The sequence below is a fragment of the Alteromonas sp. I10 genome, assembly GCF_003201515.1.
GTDB classification, from domain to species: domain Bacteria; phylum Pseudomonadota; class Gammaproteobacteria; order Enterobacterales; family Alteromonadaceae; genus Alteromonas; species Alteromonas macleodii.
Window position 1 is genome coordinate 127,502 of the sequence record NZ_QJJN01000002.1, and the last position, 17,487, is coordinate 144,988.

General features: G+C 44.0%; 16 protein-coding genes. 11 read left to right on the plus strand and 5 right to left on the minus strand.

Going from position 1 to position 17,487, the window contains the following annotated elements; translation table 11 throughout:
- The first annotated feature begins 156 nt into the window (after positions 1-156).
- Positions 157-2,643 (plus strand): AAA family ATPase, encoded by a 2,487-nt coding sequence (locus BZA03_RS04935; RefSeq protein ID WP_110288143.1) that lies wholly within the window; start codon positions 157-159, stop codon positions 2,641-2,643.
- 34 nt (positions 2,644-2,677) lie between these two features.
- A complete protein-coding gene (locus BZA03_RS04940) occupies positions 2,678-3,910 on the plus strand; it encodes an McrC family protein (protein ID WP_258364585.1) in 1,233 nt (410 codons plus the stop codon).
- Between the two features lie 318 nt (positions 3,911-4,228).
- Here BZA03_RS04940 and BZA03_RS04945 read toward each other — a convergent pair whose 3' ends face one another.
- From BZA03_RS04945 to BZA03_RS04960, 4 genes are read right to left on the minus strand one after another with little or no spacing between them, the layout of a single operon-like run.
- Positions 4,229-5,020: an alpha/beta fold hydrolase gene (locus BZA03_RS04945; protein WP_014977324.1), complete on the minus strand. Its 792-nt coding sequence runs from the start codon at positions 5,018-5,020 to the stop codon at positions 4,229-4,231.
- 9 nt (positions 5,021-5,029) lie between these two features.
- A complete protein-coding gene (gene pcaF / locus BZA03_RS04950) occupies positions 5,030-6,232 on the minus strand; it encodes a 3-oxoadipyl-CoA thiolase (RefSeq protein ID WP_110288144.1) in 1,203 nt (400 codons plus the stop codon).
- Positions 6,232-7,050, minus strand: coding sequence for a CoA-transferase subunit beta (locus BZA03_RS04955; RefSeq protein WP_110288145.1), 819 nt, complete (start codon positions 7,048-7,050; stop codon positions 6,232-6,234). The genes pcaF and BZA03_RS04955 overlap by 1 nt, the downstream gene beginning before the upstream one ends.
- Before the next feature lie 2 nt (positions 7,051-7,052).
- The gene (locus tag BZA03_RS04960) at positions 7,053-7,865 is read right to left on the minus strand and encodes a CoA transferase subunit A (protein ID WP_110288146.1); all 813 of its coding nucleotides are present in this window, start codon (positions 7,863-7,865) and stop codon (positions 7,053-7,055) included.
- A gap of 197 nt (positions 7,866-8,062) precedes the next feature.
- On the opposite strand from BZA03_RS04960, the gene BZA03_RS04965 reads away from it, so the two are divergent.
- A complete protein-coding gene (locus BZA03_RS04965) occupies positions 8,063-8,842 on the plus strand; it encodes an IclR family transcriptional regulator C-terminal domain-containing protein (RefSeq protein ID WP_014977320.1) in 780 nt (259 codons plus the stop codon).
- Positions 8,843-8,848: 6 nt separating this feature from the next.
- Here the strand turns inward: BZA03_RS04965 and BZA03_RS04970 are convergent, their stop codons facing one another.
- Positions 8,849-9,757, minus strand: a complete 909-nt coding sequence (locus tag BZA03_RS04970) for a LysR family transcriptional regulator (RefSeq protein ID WP_220018906.1) — start codon at positions 9,755-9,757, stop codon at positions 8,849-8,851.
- Between the two features lie 103 nt (positions 9,758-9,860).
- Here BZA03_RS04970 and BZA03_RS04975 point away from each other — a divergent pair, with 103 nt between their 5' ends.
- Genes BZA03_RS04975 through BZA03_RS05010 form a run of 8 tightly spaced genes read left to right on the plus strand, consistent with a single transcriptional unit; the run spans position 9,861 to position 17,363 of the window.
- A complete protein-coding gene (locus tag BZA03_RS04975; protein WP_110288349.1) occupies positions 9,861-10,976 on the plus strand; it encodes a muconate/chloromuconate family cycloisomerase in 1,116 nt (371 codons plus the stop codon).
- A 9-nt stretch (positions 10,977-10,985) separates the two neighbouring features.
- Positions 10,986-11,264 carry a muconolactone Delta-isomerase family protein gene (locus BZA03_RS04980; protein WP_014977317.1) on the plus strand — a complete coding sequence of 93 codons (279 nt, stop codon included), beginning with the start codon at positions 10,986-10,988 and terminating at the stop codon, positions 11,262-11,264.
- A gap of 49 nt (positions 11,265-11,313) precedes the next feature.
- Positions 11,314-12,252, plus strand: a complete 939-nt coding sequence (gene catA, locus BZA03_RS04985; RefSeq protein WP_014977316.1) for a catechol 1,2-dioxygenase — start codon at positions 11,314-11,316, stop codon at positions 12,250-12,252.
- A 25-nt stretch (positions 12,253-12,277) separates the two neighbouring features.
- Positions 12,278-13,645, plus strand: coding sequence for a Rieske 2Fe-2S domain-containing protein (locus BZA03_RS04990; RefSeq protein WP_110288148.1), 1,368 nt, complete (start codon positions 12,278-12,280; stop codon positions 13,643-13,645).
- A 12-nt stretch (positions 13,646-13,657) separates the two neighbouring features.
- Positions 13,658-14,140 (plus strand): benzoate 1,2-dioxygenase small subunit, encoded by a 483-nt coding sequence (gene benB / locus BZA03_RS04995; RefSeq protein ID WP_014977314.1) that lies wholly within the window; start codon positions 13,658-13,660, stop codon positions 14,138-14,140.
- 15 nt (positions 14,141-14,155) lie between these two features.
- Positions 14,156-15,178, plus strand: coding sequence for a benzoate 1,2-dioxygenase electron transfer component BenC (gene benC, locus BZA03_RS05000; RefSeq protein WP_014977313.1), 1,023 nt, complete (start codon positions 14,156-14,158; stop codon positions 15,176-15,178).
- Positions 15,175-15,954, plus strand: coding sequence for a 1,6-dihydroxycyclohexa-2,4-diene-1-carboxylate dehydrogenase (locus tag BZA03_RS05005; protein ID WP_014977312.1), 780 nt, complete (start codon positions 15,175-15,177; stop codon positions 15,952-15,954). Before benC ends, BZA03_RS05005 begins: the two co-directional genes overlap by 4 nt.
- A 53-nt stretch (positions 15,955-16,007) precedes the next feature.
- Positions 16,008-17,363 (plus strand): MFS transporter, encoded by a 1,356-nt coding sequence (locus tag BZA03_RS05010; protein WP_110288350.1) that lies wholly within the window; start codon positions 16,008-16,010, stop codon positions 17,361-17,363.
- Positions 17,364-17,487 lie beyond the last annotated feature (124 nt).

Here is a 17,487-nt window from a genome sequence, read left to right on the forward strand (position 1 = left end):
AACAACGCTTTAAAGAATGGGAAGCTGGATATAAGAAATGCGGCTGTATATAGATTAAAAAGTAGCTTGCAATAGAATAAGCTGAAAGCACTGCATTGCTATGTTCAAAGAAACGAAGTTAGTATGTTGCAATTAAAATAGGGACTTTTCTCAGTAATGGAAATTTCATTAGAAGAACAAAAAAGCCTACTAAACCAATTCCTCGAGCGCTGGCCAGTTGAAAAGATTAACCAGTTGACGTTAGAAGAATATATTGATGTAGATAATTATGACACTTTTGCCTATTGGTTAGAGCATAAAACGCGTGAATTAGGATCGATCAGAGGAGGTGATGCTTCTAAATTTGGAATTTATAAGCGAAAACAACCGCCCAAAGGTAACAGGAAGCACATCTCTCATGGAGAGCTTTATTCTTGGGTTAGCCGGTTTGGTAATTCAGAAGAAGATGCTTTTGAAAACGTAAAAGCTAAATTAATCGATATTATTCGACTAGTAGGGGCTGATGATCTTGAAGGTATTGATAATATTGATTTGGGGGATACACTCAAATGGAAAGTTGCTTTTCTTTATCAAAATCAGGGAACCCCAGCCCTCTTAAATATATTCAAACTTGAATCGTTACGACAGATAAGTAATAAACCCAAAGCAACTTTTCCAGAAGCATATCGATTACTGATGGCTGAGCGTGGAAGCAAAAACGTTATCGAATATGGCTTTGACGTGTATAAGCAGCATAAAGCAATGTTACTCCTTGACGATGACGTTGATGACGAAAAGCATTATCAAACAAGTAAATCTTCCGCAGCGCTTAATACAATTCTTTATGGGCCACCAGGAACGGGAAAAACTTATTCCACAATAAGCAAAGCAATTGAGATCATTGAACCAAAGTTCTGGGCCACAAATATAAAAAACAGAGCTGCTTTAAAACAGCGATTTGATGAGCTTGTAAAATCTAATCGAATAAATTTTGTTACTTTTCACCAAAGCTTTAGCTACGAAGATTTTGTTGAAGGCATCAAAGCTAATACCGATGAAAATGGCAAAATAAGCTATGACATAGAAGAAGGTATTTTTAAGCAAATGTGCGATGCTGCGTCGTCGCGTGTTGTGACTGAAGAGAGTGACCTCTCTATCGATGTCTCAAGTCGGAACGTTTGGAAAATGTCCTTAGGCAACACCCAAGGTGAGGATGCATATGTTTATGATCATTGTATTGAACATAATTATATCGCTTTAGGTTATGGCGGTACGATAGACTTTTCGGGAGCAGATTCCAGAAAAGAGATTACTAAACTATACCGTGATGCTGGCTTTACGATAGAAAACGAAAGCTACGATTACAACGTAACTTCTATCAACTACTTTAAAAACCATATGAATGTTGGCGATTTAGTCATTGTTTCAGATGGAAACCAAAAGTTTAGAGCCATAGCTGAAGTGACTAGTGAATATTACTTCGAAGAAAATGAAACTGGTCATTATTGCCAGCTAAGAAAAGTACGATGGTTAAAAGTTTATTCCCCGTCTCTACCAACAAGTGAGCTATTCAGTAAAAATCTTTCGCAACAAACTATTTATAGTTTAAAGCCCCCAACTCTGGATTTAATAAAATTACAGGCTTTACTGACCGGGGGGGAAGAAAAAGGCAGTTTAGCGGTTGGATCAAACATCTCTGGTTACGCAGTTACGTCGATAAGTAGTGAAATCATTGAGTTCAAGAAACCTAATGGCTCTCGGTTACCGTTACCAATGAGTATTATTAATGAGCTCGTTGACTTGGTGAAAAATGGCAAAGGTACTATAGAAGACATAAAAAATAAGACGTTATTCGACAAAGTAGAAACGAACTTAGAGAAATATCTAGTTAATGGTTACAGCAATTTATTGGCTCAACTAGTTGCCTATATTATTGATAATGGACTTTCTTTTGGTGATCGGGTGTCCAGTGACAATAGGGTACTGATTATCGACGAAATTAATCGAGGGAATATAGCCAACATTTTTGGTGAGTTAATTACTTTGATTGAGCCGAGCAAAAGAGCAGGTGAACCAGATGCTTTATCCGTGACTCTTCCGTATACCAAAAAGCCATTTAGTGTGCCTTCAAACCTCTATCTACTTGGAACAATGAATACTGCTGATAAGTCGTTAGCTCAGGTAGACATTGCGCTTCGGCGGCGGTTTGAATTTGTTGAAATGATGCCTGACTATGAGGTACTCAAATCAATCCCCAAAATTCAGGGAGTTGATATTTCGCGCCTAGCTAAAGCAATTAATCAACGAATCGAATTGTTGTTCGATCGAGAGCACACCATAGGCCACAGTTTTTTTCTTCCTCTTATTACTGAGCCGACTATTGAGAAGTTAGGGGAAATATTTGAACTTCAAATCTTGCCGCTATTGGAAGAGTATTTCTTTGAAGACTGGGAACGGGTTGGACAAGTTTTAGGGGATCATCTCAAAGCCCCAAGTAATAAGGCTGAAAAAGACCATAGATTCATTATCGAGAAATATTCTACAAGTGAAATTGCAGAACTAATGGGAAGTGAGTGGGAGCCCAATGGAGTGCAAGCATTTATAAGAAATGATTACGCTTTAACCAATCCAGATGCCTATATAGCGTGTTATGAACCACGTTAAATCCTATGTTCAGGTAAAAGAGTATGGATTACTGGTGGAAACCGGTGACGATACTAACCCTAATCATGCAGAAGTCTCGACTTCGGCGTTTAATTGGTTGATGAGTAACGGCTTAAGCATAGCTGGTAGAGAGCTTGTTCGTGTAAAGCGAATGGGTAAGAAGCTCGCGTTGCAAGTTGTAAACTTTGTCGGTGTACTTGACACTCCGTGCGGTACACGTATAGAGATTCTGCCGAAAATCTACAGTGACCAAACGTCAATGGAGGCCTCAAGAAAAACGCTACTGAAAATGTTAGCAGTTGTTGAAAACTTAAAGCTAGAGCAATTCAATAATGCCCATCTTCAAGTAGTAAATCAGCCATTAATTGAAGTGCTGATTTCACAGTTTTTGTCACAAGTTTCTCTTCTACTAAAAAAAGGTCTGCGTAGTGAATATCAACGCGTTGATGCTCAAAGAAGTTTTCTGAAAGGACGGTTGAACACAGTCAAACAGATGCGACAACGGCCCGGAAGAGACCATATCTTTCAAATTTCCTACGATACTTTTTCTGTTAATAGAGCTGAAAACAGGCTTATTTTGTCTGCTGTTTATATTGTTTCGAGATGGACAAGAAGTTCACAAAATCAGCGTCTTGCGAGAGAACTTATCTTTGCCTTTGATGGTGTTAATAAATCAAATAACCACAATGAAGATTTTAAGCGTTGGTCGACGGACAGAAATCTAATTCACTATCGAAATTTAGAATCCTGGTGCAAATTAATACTTTTCAACGAGTCTCCGCTTACCATGTCTGGCAATACGGAGGGGGTATCATTTTTGTTTCCTATGGAAGTCTTGTTTGAGCGATATGTAGAGAAGAAACTAAGCAAATTATTACCGAGTCGGTTCTCAGTAAAAGGCCAAATAAAAGGAGAGTCACTCACAAGCCATAATGGACAGAATTGGTTCAACTTGCGCCCAGATATCGCTATTTATGACAATGGTGAGATAGCTGTTATTGCTGATACTAAGTGGAAGATAATTAACGAAAATCTTAATACATCGAAAGACAAATATTATCTAGCACAATCAGATATGTATCAGTTATTCGCTTACGGTGAGAAGTATCTCAAAGGGCAGGGCTCTCTAGTGCTTATTTATCCTAAAAATGAAAATTTTCTTGAATCTCTTCCATCATTTGAATTTAAACCAGGTTTACTTTTACACGTAGTCCCTTACGATCTAGACAAAGATGAGCTCCGAATAAACGCGCCTATACTTTTTTAACGACATTTCGATAACAAGTAGCGTAAAAAATCGTGAGACATGAATCGCTAACTAAAGAATAACTATGCTAATAGAGGGAACTGCACCGGAGTAGTAGTTGTTCGAGTAGGCTATTTAGCAGAAGAAATTTAATTTTTGAATCAAAGTTACTCCATACCCGTAATATTACGAATAGAACTAGGGCTAAATTGCGTACCTCAACGTATACCTTTGTTCGGTGCACGGTTATACACAGGGCAAACTCTCAATATAAGATTTTCTAATTTACATTGCTCTTTAGTTACTAGCCGCGCGCTCTGTTCCAAACATTTAAAAGCATTAGATATCTCTCTTTGAAAAGTGCTCCTTTATCAAAGAAGTAAACTCGCGACAAGCTTCAACAGAAGGTACATGTCCAGTTTGTTTTAATTCAGTCACAGGTGCACTAAGGGTTTCTCCCAATGCTTGTAATGATGAAGTGGGTGTAGCGACATCATCTTCACCTGCAATAAGCAAAATAGGTGCACCATTAGGTTTAAGCTGTGTATGTGTGTCTCTTTCGCCTAACCACGCACACAATAAACCGTAAGAGTGATCGTCAACGTTCGCGAGTGATCCTTCCCATTGAGACAGCAACGTGGGGAAACGTTTAGTACTAACCGGGCTAAACCATCTTGGAACTAAGCTGGCTGCGAGGGTTTCAAGCCCTTGCTGAGTCACATTTTTCTGGCGCTCCAGCCATGCTTCAGTGGAACCTATTTTCATACCAGTATTAGTTAACATGGTGCTTAACAAGCGTTCTGGATGGGAAATTAATAGCTGTTGCCCCAACATTCCGCCAATTGACGTGCCCATGAAATGAAACTTATCTATACCTAGAGAGCTACATAGGGTTAATAAGTCGTCAACTAACTGTGATTCGCCAAGGCTTTTCGTATTGGCGGGGAACGCTACACTGTCACCATGTCCAGGTAGGTCATACCGCAAAATACTGAAGTTCACCATTAAGTCTGGAACCAAGTAGTCCCATACACGCATATTCATACCCAATGGGTGAGCTAGCACTAAAACAGGTTTGTGCTTAGTCTCAATGAACTGGTAGTGAATACCTTGCTCTGAAATTGTCGCCATGTTGAGTTCCTAAATGCGTTTTAGCAGTGTCGCTATACCTTGGCCAACACCAATACACATACTGCATAGTGCATAATCGGCCGAGGTTTGTTCAAATTGTAATGCGGCGGTATGCAGCAGGCGTGCCCCCGACATACCGAGTGGATGGCCAAGTGCAATGGCGCCGCCATTGGGGTTCACTCTTGGATCATCTGCACTAAGTCCAAGTTCCTGCATACAGGCTAATGCTTGCGCTGCAAATGCTTCATTAAGTTCAATAGTGCCAATATCGTCTAGGGTCAACTTTTGTTTTGCAAGCAATTTATTAATTGCAGGTTTTGGGCCTATACCCATGATAGTGGGTTCAACGCCAGCGGTAGCCATCCCTTTAATTTGAGCAACAGGCGTTAAGTTATAGCGTTCAACGGCTGCTTCACTTGCTACAAGCATGGCAGATGCGCCATCGTTAATGCCCGATGCATTACCTGCGGTAACCGAGCCATTTTCACGAAACGGAGCTTTTAGTTTTGCCAATGCCTCTAATGTAGTTTGAGGGCGTATGTGTTCATCTTTGTCGATGACGATGGCATCGCCTCTTCTAGGCTGAAAGGTCACAGGAGTTATTTCTTTAGCAAAACGGCCAGACGCTTGGGCTGCAGCCGCTTTTTGCTGAGATTGATACGCAAAGTTGTCTTGTGCTTCTCGGCTAATCGAGAATTTCGCTGCTACATTTTCTGCAGTCTCAGGCATGGTTTCAGTGCCGTACTGCTGCTTTAACGCAGGGTTAATGAAGCGCCAACCCATGGTGGTATCTTCAAGTATTTGTGAGCGGTCAAATCCGCTTTGGGCTTTGCCCATCACAAATGGAGCTCGCGACATAGACTCAACGCCGCCAGCAAGAATAAGGTCTGCTTCACCTGCAGCAATTGAACGGTAAGCAAGGCCAATGGCATCCATACCAGAGCCACACAAACGATTAATTGTGGTGGCTGGTACCGAAAATGGCACGCCTGCAAGTAACGTGGCCATTCTAGCAACGTTTCGGTTGTCTTCACCGGCTTGGTTGGCACAGCCGAAAAACGCATCATCAATGCTTTCTGCTGGTAGTTGAGGGCACTGCGCCAGTACTGTACGAATAACTTGTGCAAGCAAATCATCAGGGCGAATGTTGGCTAGCCCACCAGCATAACGTCCAATGGCAGAGCGGTTGGGGTTACATAAATAAACGTTCATTACGCAGTCTCCGTTTGGCTGTGCGCCGCTTCAGTAACGCGCTTTAGTTCTCTTAATACTTCGATTTCGCTGCTGGTGGGTTCGTCAGTGGTTTGAAGTGTGTCAACAAAGCGAATGTCCCAGCCAGTGGCATCAATTACCTGTTGCTTTGTAACGCCTGGGTGCAAACTCACTACAATAAGTTCGTTGGTTTCATCTTCTGGCTTTAATATACAAAGGTCAGAAATCACCAAAGTTGGGCCTTTACCCAGCGTAGATTTGCCTTTGCGGCCTTGACCGTCTCGACCAAAACCCAATGTGGTAATGAAGTCGACATTTTTAACAAAAGTGCGCTTTGAATGCCTTACGGTGATGATCACTTCTTTGGCATTGGTTGAAATTTCTGGTGCTCCGCCACCGCCAGGAAGGCGAACTTTAGGGTTGGCATAACTATGGGCGCCATCAGGGCCACTGTCTTTGTGCGATGCAGCGATAACTGTGGTGTTAATGTTGCCGTATCGGTCTACTTGTGCGGTGCCAAGGAAGCCCACATCAATATGACCACCTTGCAGCCAATAACGGAACATTTCGGGAACCGAAACGGTGGTAAGTGCCGACTCGCAAAGTTCGCCATCACCAATAGATAAGGGCAGAACCTGCGGTTTGGTTTCTATGGTACCTGACTCGTAAATAAGTGTTATGTCAGGGGCATGAGTAAGGCGTGCTAGGTTCGCTGCAGCACTTGGTAAGCCAATGCCCACAAAACAAGTCGAATTGTTATTCAGGGCACGGGCAGCGGTAATCGTCATCATTTCGTCTGAAGTATATTGTTCGGTCATGATTATTCTCCTGCTTGAAATACTTCTTCATCTAGCCACTTTAAAAATGGCTCGCGATCTCGGCTTATGCTGTCCCACCTCTTGTAGTAACTGTTGTCGCGCGGGTAGTAACCATGTGTATAAGACGGTTTAGCGCCAAACGGTACGGTGGCAATGGCGTTGATAGTCCAAGCGGGAAGTACACAGCTATTTGGACTTGCTTCCAAGTCGTCCACAATTTCTTCGACGGTGACGATGCTGTAGCGAGAAGAGAGCACAACTTCCTTTTGAACCCCCAAAATACCTTCAATGAGTACGTTTCCTGCGCGGTCTGCTTTTTGCGCATGGACTATGCCCACATCGGGTTTAATAGATGGCACCGCTGCAAGCGCTTCGCCAGTAAATGGGCAAGTAACGGTTTTGATGTTGGGGTTCACGTGCTGCAGATCACTACCTACATAACCTCTGAATACCGCCATGGGTAAGCCCGATGCGCCCGCTTCATAAGCATTCGCCATTGCTGCGTGACTGTGCTCTTCAATTTCAAGCGGAGCCGGATAGCCGTGCTCAATGGCGTCACGTACGCGGTGTAAAGAACCTACACCTGGGTTTCCTCCCCATGAAAACACAAGTTTGCTCACACACCCAGCACCGACTAGCTGATCGTAGATAAGATCAGGGGTCATTCTTACCAATGTGAGATTGCGGCGTCCTTGGCGAATAATTTCATGCCCTGCGGCGAAAGGAATAAGGTGAGTAAATCCCTCTAATGCAACGATGTCGCCGTCCTTAACGCCATCTTCAATAGCTTTTGAAAGTGATGTAAATAGTGTCATAATAAAAGTTCGCAATACGAATGTTGATTCATAATGCGAACAAATTAATAATTTTGATTGTTTAGGTCAAGTAATAAATGTTAAAAAATTGCTAGGACGATCAGTCAAACCAATTTATGTTGCTGAATTCATAAGAGAACTGGCACTTCGTTAAACAATAAGAAATAATTCGCAAGAACCAACAAGAGACAAAGTGCATGAGTGAAGAAAAAATACCGTCAACCCATCGCGATTACATAAGCGCGCTTGCTACCGGACTAGAGGTGTTAGGGGCGTTTGATGGTCAAAACAAAGAGATGACCTTATCGCAAGTAGCTGAAAAAATGGGAATTGATAGGGCTAAAGCCCGTCGGTTTTTGCTTACATTGCATTCTCTTGGCTATATCCGTCGCGAGGGGCGACTCTTCGCCTTGGCACCTAAAGTGCTGTCGTTAGGGCAAGCTTATACCAGCAGCAATGGTTATATAGCAGTGGTTGAGCATTATCTTAAATCGATTACCGCAGAATTAGGGGAGTCGGCGTCTCTTGGGAAGTTAGATGGACAGTCAGTGGTGTACGTGGCGCGTTCTCCGGCATCACATCGTCTTATGTCGATTAACATAACAACGGGCACTCGACTGCCTGCACCGTATACGTCAATGGGACGAGTACTTGCAGCACATCTTGACGCTTCAGAGTTAACAGCATGGGTGAATGAAGCACAGTTACACCCACACACTGAGAAGAGTATTACCACTGCACAGGCGTTAGAACAGGAACTGATTAAGGTTAAGCAACAAGGTTTTAGTATTGTTGATCAAGAGCTTGAAGCAGGGTTGCGCTCGGTTGCTGTACCTGTATTTAGTGGCAAAGGTGAATTGCTGGGGGCGATGAACTTAAGTACCAATGCATTAAGGGTGAGCTTAGAGACCATCACCGAGCATTGTATTCCAGTACTTAAGCATGCTGCTGAACAAATAAAACAAGATCTGCGCTAACCCCTTTTAGGGGTAGCGACCTTCTATTCGGTTTTGCACCAACTCATCTAATATCACCATGGCCGCAGCCATAATGTCATCTTCGGCTTCCTCACGTTTACTGAGAAACACCGGGCTGTTTATGCCGTCGTCTTTAAGCCGAACAAACGCTACACCATCTCTATTCATGCGCATCACTTGTTCAGGCACAAGGGTGAAGCCCATATCTGAGGCAACAAGACCCAGTGCAGTACCTATATCATTAACTTGTTGGGCAACTCTGACTCTCAACCCGCGACTGGCAAACAGATCCAAACAGATGTTAGCGAACGTTGGAGGCTTACCACCTGGGTAAGTAATTAACGGCAGTGTTGCGAGCTCTGCCATATCAACATCGTCATTAGCAAGTGGATGATGGATAGGTAGAGCGGCAAGGATAGGCTCGCTGAACAACAACTTCTGTGTCACATCGGCTTCTAGTGATGGCATCACAACCCGACCAAAACCCATATCAATTTTACCTGACTTGAGGGCTTCTATTTGTTCACCAGTTTTCATTTCGTGCAGTTCAACATCCACTTTGTGCTGCTGTCTTAATCGCCTAACAAGCTGAGGAAGTTGCCCGTAAAAAATGGATGGAACAAAGCCAATTCTGAAAATTCGCTTTTTTCCTGCATCAATTCGCCGACTTTCTTCAACACATGAAGCTAACTTTTCAAGTATGAGTTGAGCCTGTTTCCAGAAGTATTCGCCAGCGGGGGTTAGGGTAATGCCACGGGCTTCTCGTTGAATGAGTTGAACGCCAACCTCTTCCTCTAACTGTTTGATTTGTCTTGTTAAAGGTGGCTGGGCCATGAATATCTTTTCGGCCGCTCTGGTCATGTTCTTTTCTTCCGCTACCGCACAAAAGTAGCGTAAATGCCTTAACTCCACCATACCTCCTAGGTATCGATACTAACTAAATCAATATTGGTTGTTAACAAAAAATATTTGTAGGTTACACGCAGACATTTACTGGCAACACAAAATTAACATTTTCATGATATCACAAATTCAAACTTACATTGTCGATATTCCTACGATACGACCACACAAATTGTCCATGACATCTATGGCGGTTCAGTCGATGGTTATCGTAAGAATTACCGACGACAACGGCCTTGAAGGTATTGGCGAAGGTACAACAATAGGTGGTCTTGCGTACGGCGCTGAGAGCCCAGAAAGTATCAAAACCAACATTGATACTTATTTAGCACCTTATTTGATTGGACAGTCAGTTGCCAGCCCTAAAGCATTAATTAACAAGTTACAACTTGCTTTTAGAGGCAACCCTATTGCCAAGTCTGCGGTGCAAACGGCCCTGCTTGATTTACTTGGTAAACAACTTGGCGTGCCAGTTTCAACCTTACTCGGTGGTTCTTGCAATAATCATTTGTCTTGTCTTTGGGTATTGGCCTCAGGCAATACCGAAAAAGACATTGAAGAAGCGAAAGGCCTGGTAGCCGAAAAGCGTCATAACATTTTCAAACTGAAAATCGGCTCTCGTTCGGTACGTGACGATGTAGCGCATGTGGGCAAGATCAAAGCAGCGTTAGGCGATGACGTAAGCATTCGGGTTGATGTTAATCAAGCGTGGAGCGAGTCTCAAGCTACTTATGGTATGGCTGCACTACAAGAAGCCGGTATTGATTTAGTAGAGCAACCGACTCCTGCAAAAGATTTTGCCAGCCTTGTCCGTCTGTCTAAGAAATTTAACATCGGCATTTTGGCTGATGAATCTATTGCTGATAGCACAGATACCCTTTTGTTGGCTCAGCAAGGCTTCACAGGCTCAGTGGCCCTTAAGATAGGCAAAGCAGGCGGACTGTTTGGTGCACTTGATGTGGCTGCTGTGTGCAACGCGGCAGGTATTGGGCTATATGGCGGTACGCTGCTCGAAGGCACTGTGGGTACCACTGCCGCGTTACATGCATGGTCGACTCTACCTGTTATTGAATTTGGAACAGAGATGTTTGGCCCACTTCTGCAGTGCGATGACATCGTTAAATCCCCTCTAAATTATCACAACTTTGGCGTTGAAGTTCCTACGACAGCCGGGCTAGGGCTCGAAATCGATGAGGACAAATTACGCCAATACATCCGCAAGGCGAAGTAAGGAGCAAATATGTTATTCAAAGTTGAAATGACTGTGATACCGCCAGCACATCTGAGCGAAGAAGAATTTAATGCAATTAAGTTGAAAGAAAAAAACTATGCCGAAGGACTGCAGGAAGAAGGCATTTGGGTACACCTTTGGCGAGTGGCTGGTCAATACGCCAATGTGAGCATATTTGAGGTGAAGGATAACCAGCATTTACACGACGTACTAATGGGCTTACCGCTGTACCCCTTTATGACGATGAGTGTGACGCCTTTGTGTCAGCACCCTTCATCAATCAAATAAAAGACTAACAGGCAAAAACTCGCTGCATTGCAGCGCGGAGACTAAGACTATGACTACTATCAATACTTTACAAACTGAACATGTTCAAACGTTACTTAAGCGTGCCGCTGGCCTAGACAACGACAAAGGCAATCCTCGCACTAAAGAAATTATGCACCGCTTGCTAACTGACGTGTTTAAGATGATTGAAGACCTCGACATTACACAAGAAGAGTTTTGGCAAGGCGTTAACTACCTAAATGAATTAGGTGCTAATGGCGAAGCCGTGCTGCTTGCTCCAGGTTTAGGTTTTGATCATTTTCTTGATGTTCGTGAAGACGCCAAAGACGCTGCTATTGGTGAGCTAGGCGGTACTCCACGTACTATTGAAGGTCCGTTGTATGTCGAAGGCGCGCCTACAAGTGAAGGCGAAGCAAGAATGGATGATGGTCAGTCTCCTGGCCAAGAAATGTGGCTACACGGTCAGGTTGTTGATGAAGAAGGCAACCCGATTGCAGGCGCAGTCGTTGATATCTGGCATGCAGACGTGAAAGGTGCTTACTCACATTTTGATCCTTCTCAAACTCCGTTTAATTTACGTCGCCGCATCATAGCTGATGAGCAAGGCTGTTATCGCGCACGCAGTATTGTACCTAGCGGCTACGGTTGCCCTCCAGGTGGTTCAACGATGAAAGTGCTAGAAAGCCTTGGCCGTCATGGTAATCGCCCAGCACATATTCACTACTTTGTAGCCAAAGACGGCTTTAAGCACCTTACTACGCAAATTAACTTAGCCGGTGATGAATACACCTATGACGATTTTGCTTTCGCAACGCGTGACGAATTGGTTGTTGAAGCAAAAAGTGTATCTGAGCCAGAGCAAATTGAAGCCATGGGCTTCAAAGACAACTACCTTGATGTGGAATTCAACATCACATTAATGGCAACGAAGAACGACGAGAAGCAAGACAAGCATGCTCGTGCCCGTGCAACTGTGGAGCAGGCGTAAGCCTGCTACCTTCGGGAGATAAATTATGTCAGCAACATTGAATCAACTAGAACAGAAGATCCGTGGTGCCGTTGAGGCCGATGAAGAGACGGGACATTATCGCTGTGACCGTGGGATCTTTACCGACAAAGACTTGTTTGACTTAGAAATTAAACACATCTTTGAAGGCAACTGGGTATTTTTGGCACATGAAAGCCAAATTCCCGAAATCGGTGACTATTACACTACTACAATTGGTCGCCAGCCGGTTGTTATTACGCGCAACAAAGACGGCGACCTAAATGCCATTTTAAATACGTGCTCGCACCGCGGTGCCACACTGTGTCGTCGTAAGCGCGGTAACAAAACGTCTTTTACTTGCCCCTTCCACGGTTGGACATTTAACAACTCAGGCAGACTTTTAAAAGCGCGTGATCAGAAGAAAGGTGGTTACCCTGAGTCGTTCAACACAGATGGCTCTCATGACCTTAAGCACATTGCACGTTTCGAATCCTATCGCGGCTTTTTGTTCGGTAGTTTGAATGCCGATGTATTTCCGTTGGAGCAATATTTAGGTGAAACCACGAAGGTTATCGACAACATTGTGGATCAAGACCCAGAAGGTATCGAAGTGATTCGTGGTACTTCAACGTACACCTACGAAGGAAACTGGAAGCTAACTGCTGAAAACGGCGCCGATGGCTATCATGTTGGAACCGTTCACTGGAACTACTTATCAACGATGAGTCACCGCAACTATGAGGACGGCGGGACTGAAGCGGTTGATGCAAAAAGCTGGTCGGGCGAAGGTGGTTTCTATTCTTTTGAAAACGGTCATATGATGTTATGGACTCGTTTAACAAATCCAGCAGCACGTCCTATCTATAATCAACTTGGACGCCTAAAACAAGAAGTTGGTGAGGCAAGAGCTGACACCATTGTGAATCAAACGCGCAATTTGTGTTTGTACCCTAACGTTTACGTGATGGACCAATTTTCAACGCAAATTCGCGTACTTCGACCTATTTCTGTGAATAAGACGGAAGTGTCTATTTACTGCTTCGCGCCTAAGAGTGAATCTGCTGAAAATCGTCAAAAGCGCCTTCGTCAATATGAAGATTTCTTTAACGTATCTGGCATGGGAACACCGGATGATCTAGAAGAGTTCAGAGGTTGTCAGCAGGGCTACGAAGCGCGTGATATGAGATGGAATGATATGAGTCGCGGTGCTGCTCATTGGAGGGAAGGCCCAGACGACTATGCCAAAGGCGTTGGTATGGACACTATAGCTTCAGGTGTCAAACCAGAAGACGAAGGGTTATATGTTCATCACCACAAACACTGGATTGAAGAAATGTTAAATGCGATTGAGCTAGAAAGAGCCAGTCATATTCCAGTCATACAAAAAGATTAAGAGGTGGAAGCTATGACTTATCACGAAATTCAGACCTTTGTATTTCGCGAGGCGCGGTTACTTGACGACCGTCAATGGGATGACTGGCTAATGTGTTATCACCCAAAGTGCGAATATTGGATGCCAGCATGGGATGATGATGATCAATTAACCAACGATCCTCATAAAGAAATTTCACTCATTTATTACCCCAATCGCAATGGTTTGGAAGACAGAGTATACCGCATCAAGACTGAGCGTTCTGGCGCGAGTATGCCTGAGCCGAGAACCACGCATCAATGTAGTAATTTAGAAGTACTGAACCAAGACGAGACAACAGCGGAAATCCGCTACAACTTCAATACGCTAAGCCATCGCTATCGCGAGACATCACACTTTTTTGGAACTGTGTTTTGTTCGTTGGATATCAGTGGCGAAACGCCAGTTATTACGCGTAAAAAAGTGATTTTGAATAATGATTACATCAATCAGGTTATTGATGTATATCACCTGTAAAGACGGAGAATTATTATGTCTTTCAAAGTAGCTCTTAATTTCGAAGACGGTGTAACGCGTGTTATCGAGTGTAATGATGGCGAGACAGTACTCGACGCCGCCTATCGCCATCAAGTGAAACTGCCAATGGACTGCTCTGATGGTGTTTGTGGAACCTGTAAAGGTAGCTGCAAGCAAGGTACTTACGAATTAGGTGATGAATATATCGATGAAGCGTTAACCGACGATGAAGCTGCTGATGGGCTAATTCTTACCTGTCAGATGCAACCTCAATCAGATGTGGTGATTTCTATTCCTGCATCCTCTTCACTCTGCGCATCAGGCCCGCAAAGCATTACAAGCACCATTACCAGTGTAAATGCATTGTCAGATACCACCATTGAATTAAATGTCGCTTTGTCTGCGCCACTTGATTTCTTGCCTGGTCAATATATTAACTTGGGGCTGCCAAACTCAGATGAGACCCGAGCGTATTCATTTAGCTCTTGCCCGGGAAGCAAAGATGCAAGCTTCCTTATCCGCAATGTGCCTAATGGCCTAATGAGTACTTACTTGAGCAAAGACGCAAGTGCTGGAGATGTGCTTCCCGTAACCGGTCCACTAGGTAGCTTTTACTTGCGCGCAGTAGAGCGCCCAGTACTTATGCTAGCAGGCGGAACAGGGCTTGCACCTATTCTTTCTATGCTTGCGTCGCTTGTGCAGGCTCCAACAAGTCAACCTGTGTATTTACTCTACGGTGTGACTAATGTGGATGACTTGGTGAAGCTTGAAGCCTTACAAGAATATGCCGAGGCATTAGACAACTTTAGCTACGCCACTGTCGTAGTTAACCCAGATAGCGCACATGAGAAGTTGGGTTTTGTTACTGATCATATGGAAAGTGTTCCATTTGCACTTGCTGATGCCGATGCATATTTATGTGGACCTCCGCCGATGGTTGATGCCGTGCGTCAATACTTTAAAGATGCGGGCACAAATCCATATTCGTTCCACTACGAAAAATTTAACCCCAGCCAGCCTAAAGAGGAAGCCGCATGAGTTTGCGCTTCGATGAGCAGGTCATCGTAGTTACTGGCGCAGCGCAAGGCATTGGCCTTCGCGTTGCACAACGAGCCTCTATTGAGGGAGCTAAGTTGGTATTGGTTGACCGCTCAGCGCATGTTCAACAGATTGCCCAGTCACTCAATGAAAACGGTGCGGATGTTATTGCTGTAGAGGCTGATTTAGAAACCTATGAAGGTGCGCTTAATGCTATGAATACGGCATCGGCGCATTTTGGGCGAATCGATAAGCTTATCAATAATGTGGGGGGGACCATTTGGGCCAAACCCTACGAGCATTATCAAGCTGACGAAATTGAAAAAGAAGTTCGTCGCTCGTTGTTCCCCACGTTGTGGTGTTGTCGCGCAGTATTACCGGCCATGTTAGACAACGGAAAAGGCGCCATAGTGAACGTGTCTTCGGTTGCTACTCGTGGTGTAAACCGCGCGCCTTATGCCGCGGCAAAAGGGGGCGTGAATGCACTGACAGTGTCACTCGCCTTTGAGTACGCGCAGCACAATATTCGTGTGAATGCCACGGCACCAGGTGGAACCGACGCGCCTCAGCGCATTATTCCGCGCAACGAGTCTACACAAAGTGAGCAGGAAAAAATTTGGTATCAGCAAATTGTCGATCAGACCATTGATACCAGTTTTATGTCTCGTTACGGCACCCTAGATGAACAAGCATCTGCCATTTTGTATTTAGCTTCAGATGAAGCCAGCTATATTACAGGAACTATTTTGCCTGTTGCTGGTGGAGATTGTGGGTAAAAAACAAGAATAAAAAGCCGCTTTTAAGCGGCTTTCTTTATGAGAAAAGAGTTATGAGTAATGCATTAACCGCATTAATAAACAATGCAAAATTTAACCGCTTTCATTTGCGCACGTTACTGCTGTGCGCACTGATTATTATATTCGACGGCTACGACTTAGTTGTGTACGGCGTAGTGCTACCTGTATTAATGGAACAGTGGTCATTAACACCTGTACAGGCAGGCGCGTTGGGTAGCTATGCGTTATTTGGAATGATGATTGGGGCAATTGTTTTTGGACAATTGGCAGATCGCATCGGGCGTCGCTTGTCTATTGCTATCTGTATTGCACTGTTTAGTGGTTTTACCTTCATCAATGCTTTTGCGTCCAATGTGACCGAGTTTGGTATATGCCGCTTTATTGCCGGGCTAGGCATTGGTGGAGTTATGCCTAATGTAGTTGCGCTTATGAACGAGTATTCGCCTAAAAAAATGCGCGGAACTCTGGTGGCCATTATGTTTAGTGGCTATTCTGTCGGTGGTATGATGGCGGCTTGGTTAGGCATGCAAATGATTCCACAGTGGGGGTGGCAATCGGTTTTCTATGTGGCTATTTTACCCCTCGTGTTACTTCCTTTAATTCTTGCCTTTTTACCTGAATCACTGGCGTTTCTCATTCGTCAGGGAAAAAGAGACACCGCCAAGAAAATCATCTCGCGAATTGCACCTTCAAATACAGATGTGTCTCTCAAGGGCGAGGAAGACGATAGTGTAGTAGCACCAAGCCATTTTGGCGTTAAGCAACTCTTTAACGGTCAAAATGCGTTGCCTTCTATTTTGTTGTGGTGTGCGTTCTTTTGCTGCTTACTGATGGTATACGCATTAACGTCTTGGTTACCTAAACTGATGAATAATGCAGGGTTCTCGTTGGGGTCTAGTTTACAATTCTTACTAGTGCTTAACGTTGGTGCTATTGCTGGTGCTATTTATGGCGGGTGGCTTGGCGATCGTTCTAATTTGCCTAAAGTACTCACCTTCTTCTTTATTGCTGCTGCGGTATCAATCACCCTTATGGGCTTAGATATACCAAGCTTTGTGCGCTATTCGGCTATTGCTGTGGCGGGTGCTGCAACAATAGGTAGTCAAATACTCTTATATGCCTGTGCAGCGCAGTACTATCCGTTACACATTCGTTCTACCGGCCTTGGTTGGGCATCGGGGATTGGCAGAAACGGCGCTATCGTAGGACCCTTACTGGGTGGCTATTTATTGTCAGAACAGCTTGAACTACACCTTAATTTCATGGTGTTTGCTATTCCAGGCATTATTTGTGCGCTTGCCATGGGGATATTTTATTTTCACCAACATCGCGCCAGTAGCGCAAAACATATAAGCGGTGTACAACCTAACGTTGTTGAAAACGCTTAATTTACAAAGCGTGTAACATCACTGTTTACTCGTTCTGTTATACCTACTACACGCATCTCAAACGGAAATATGTAGTTTAAGTAAACCGCGTTCCCAAGCTGTGCTATTCGCAGGCAATTTCTTG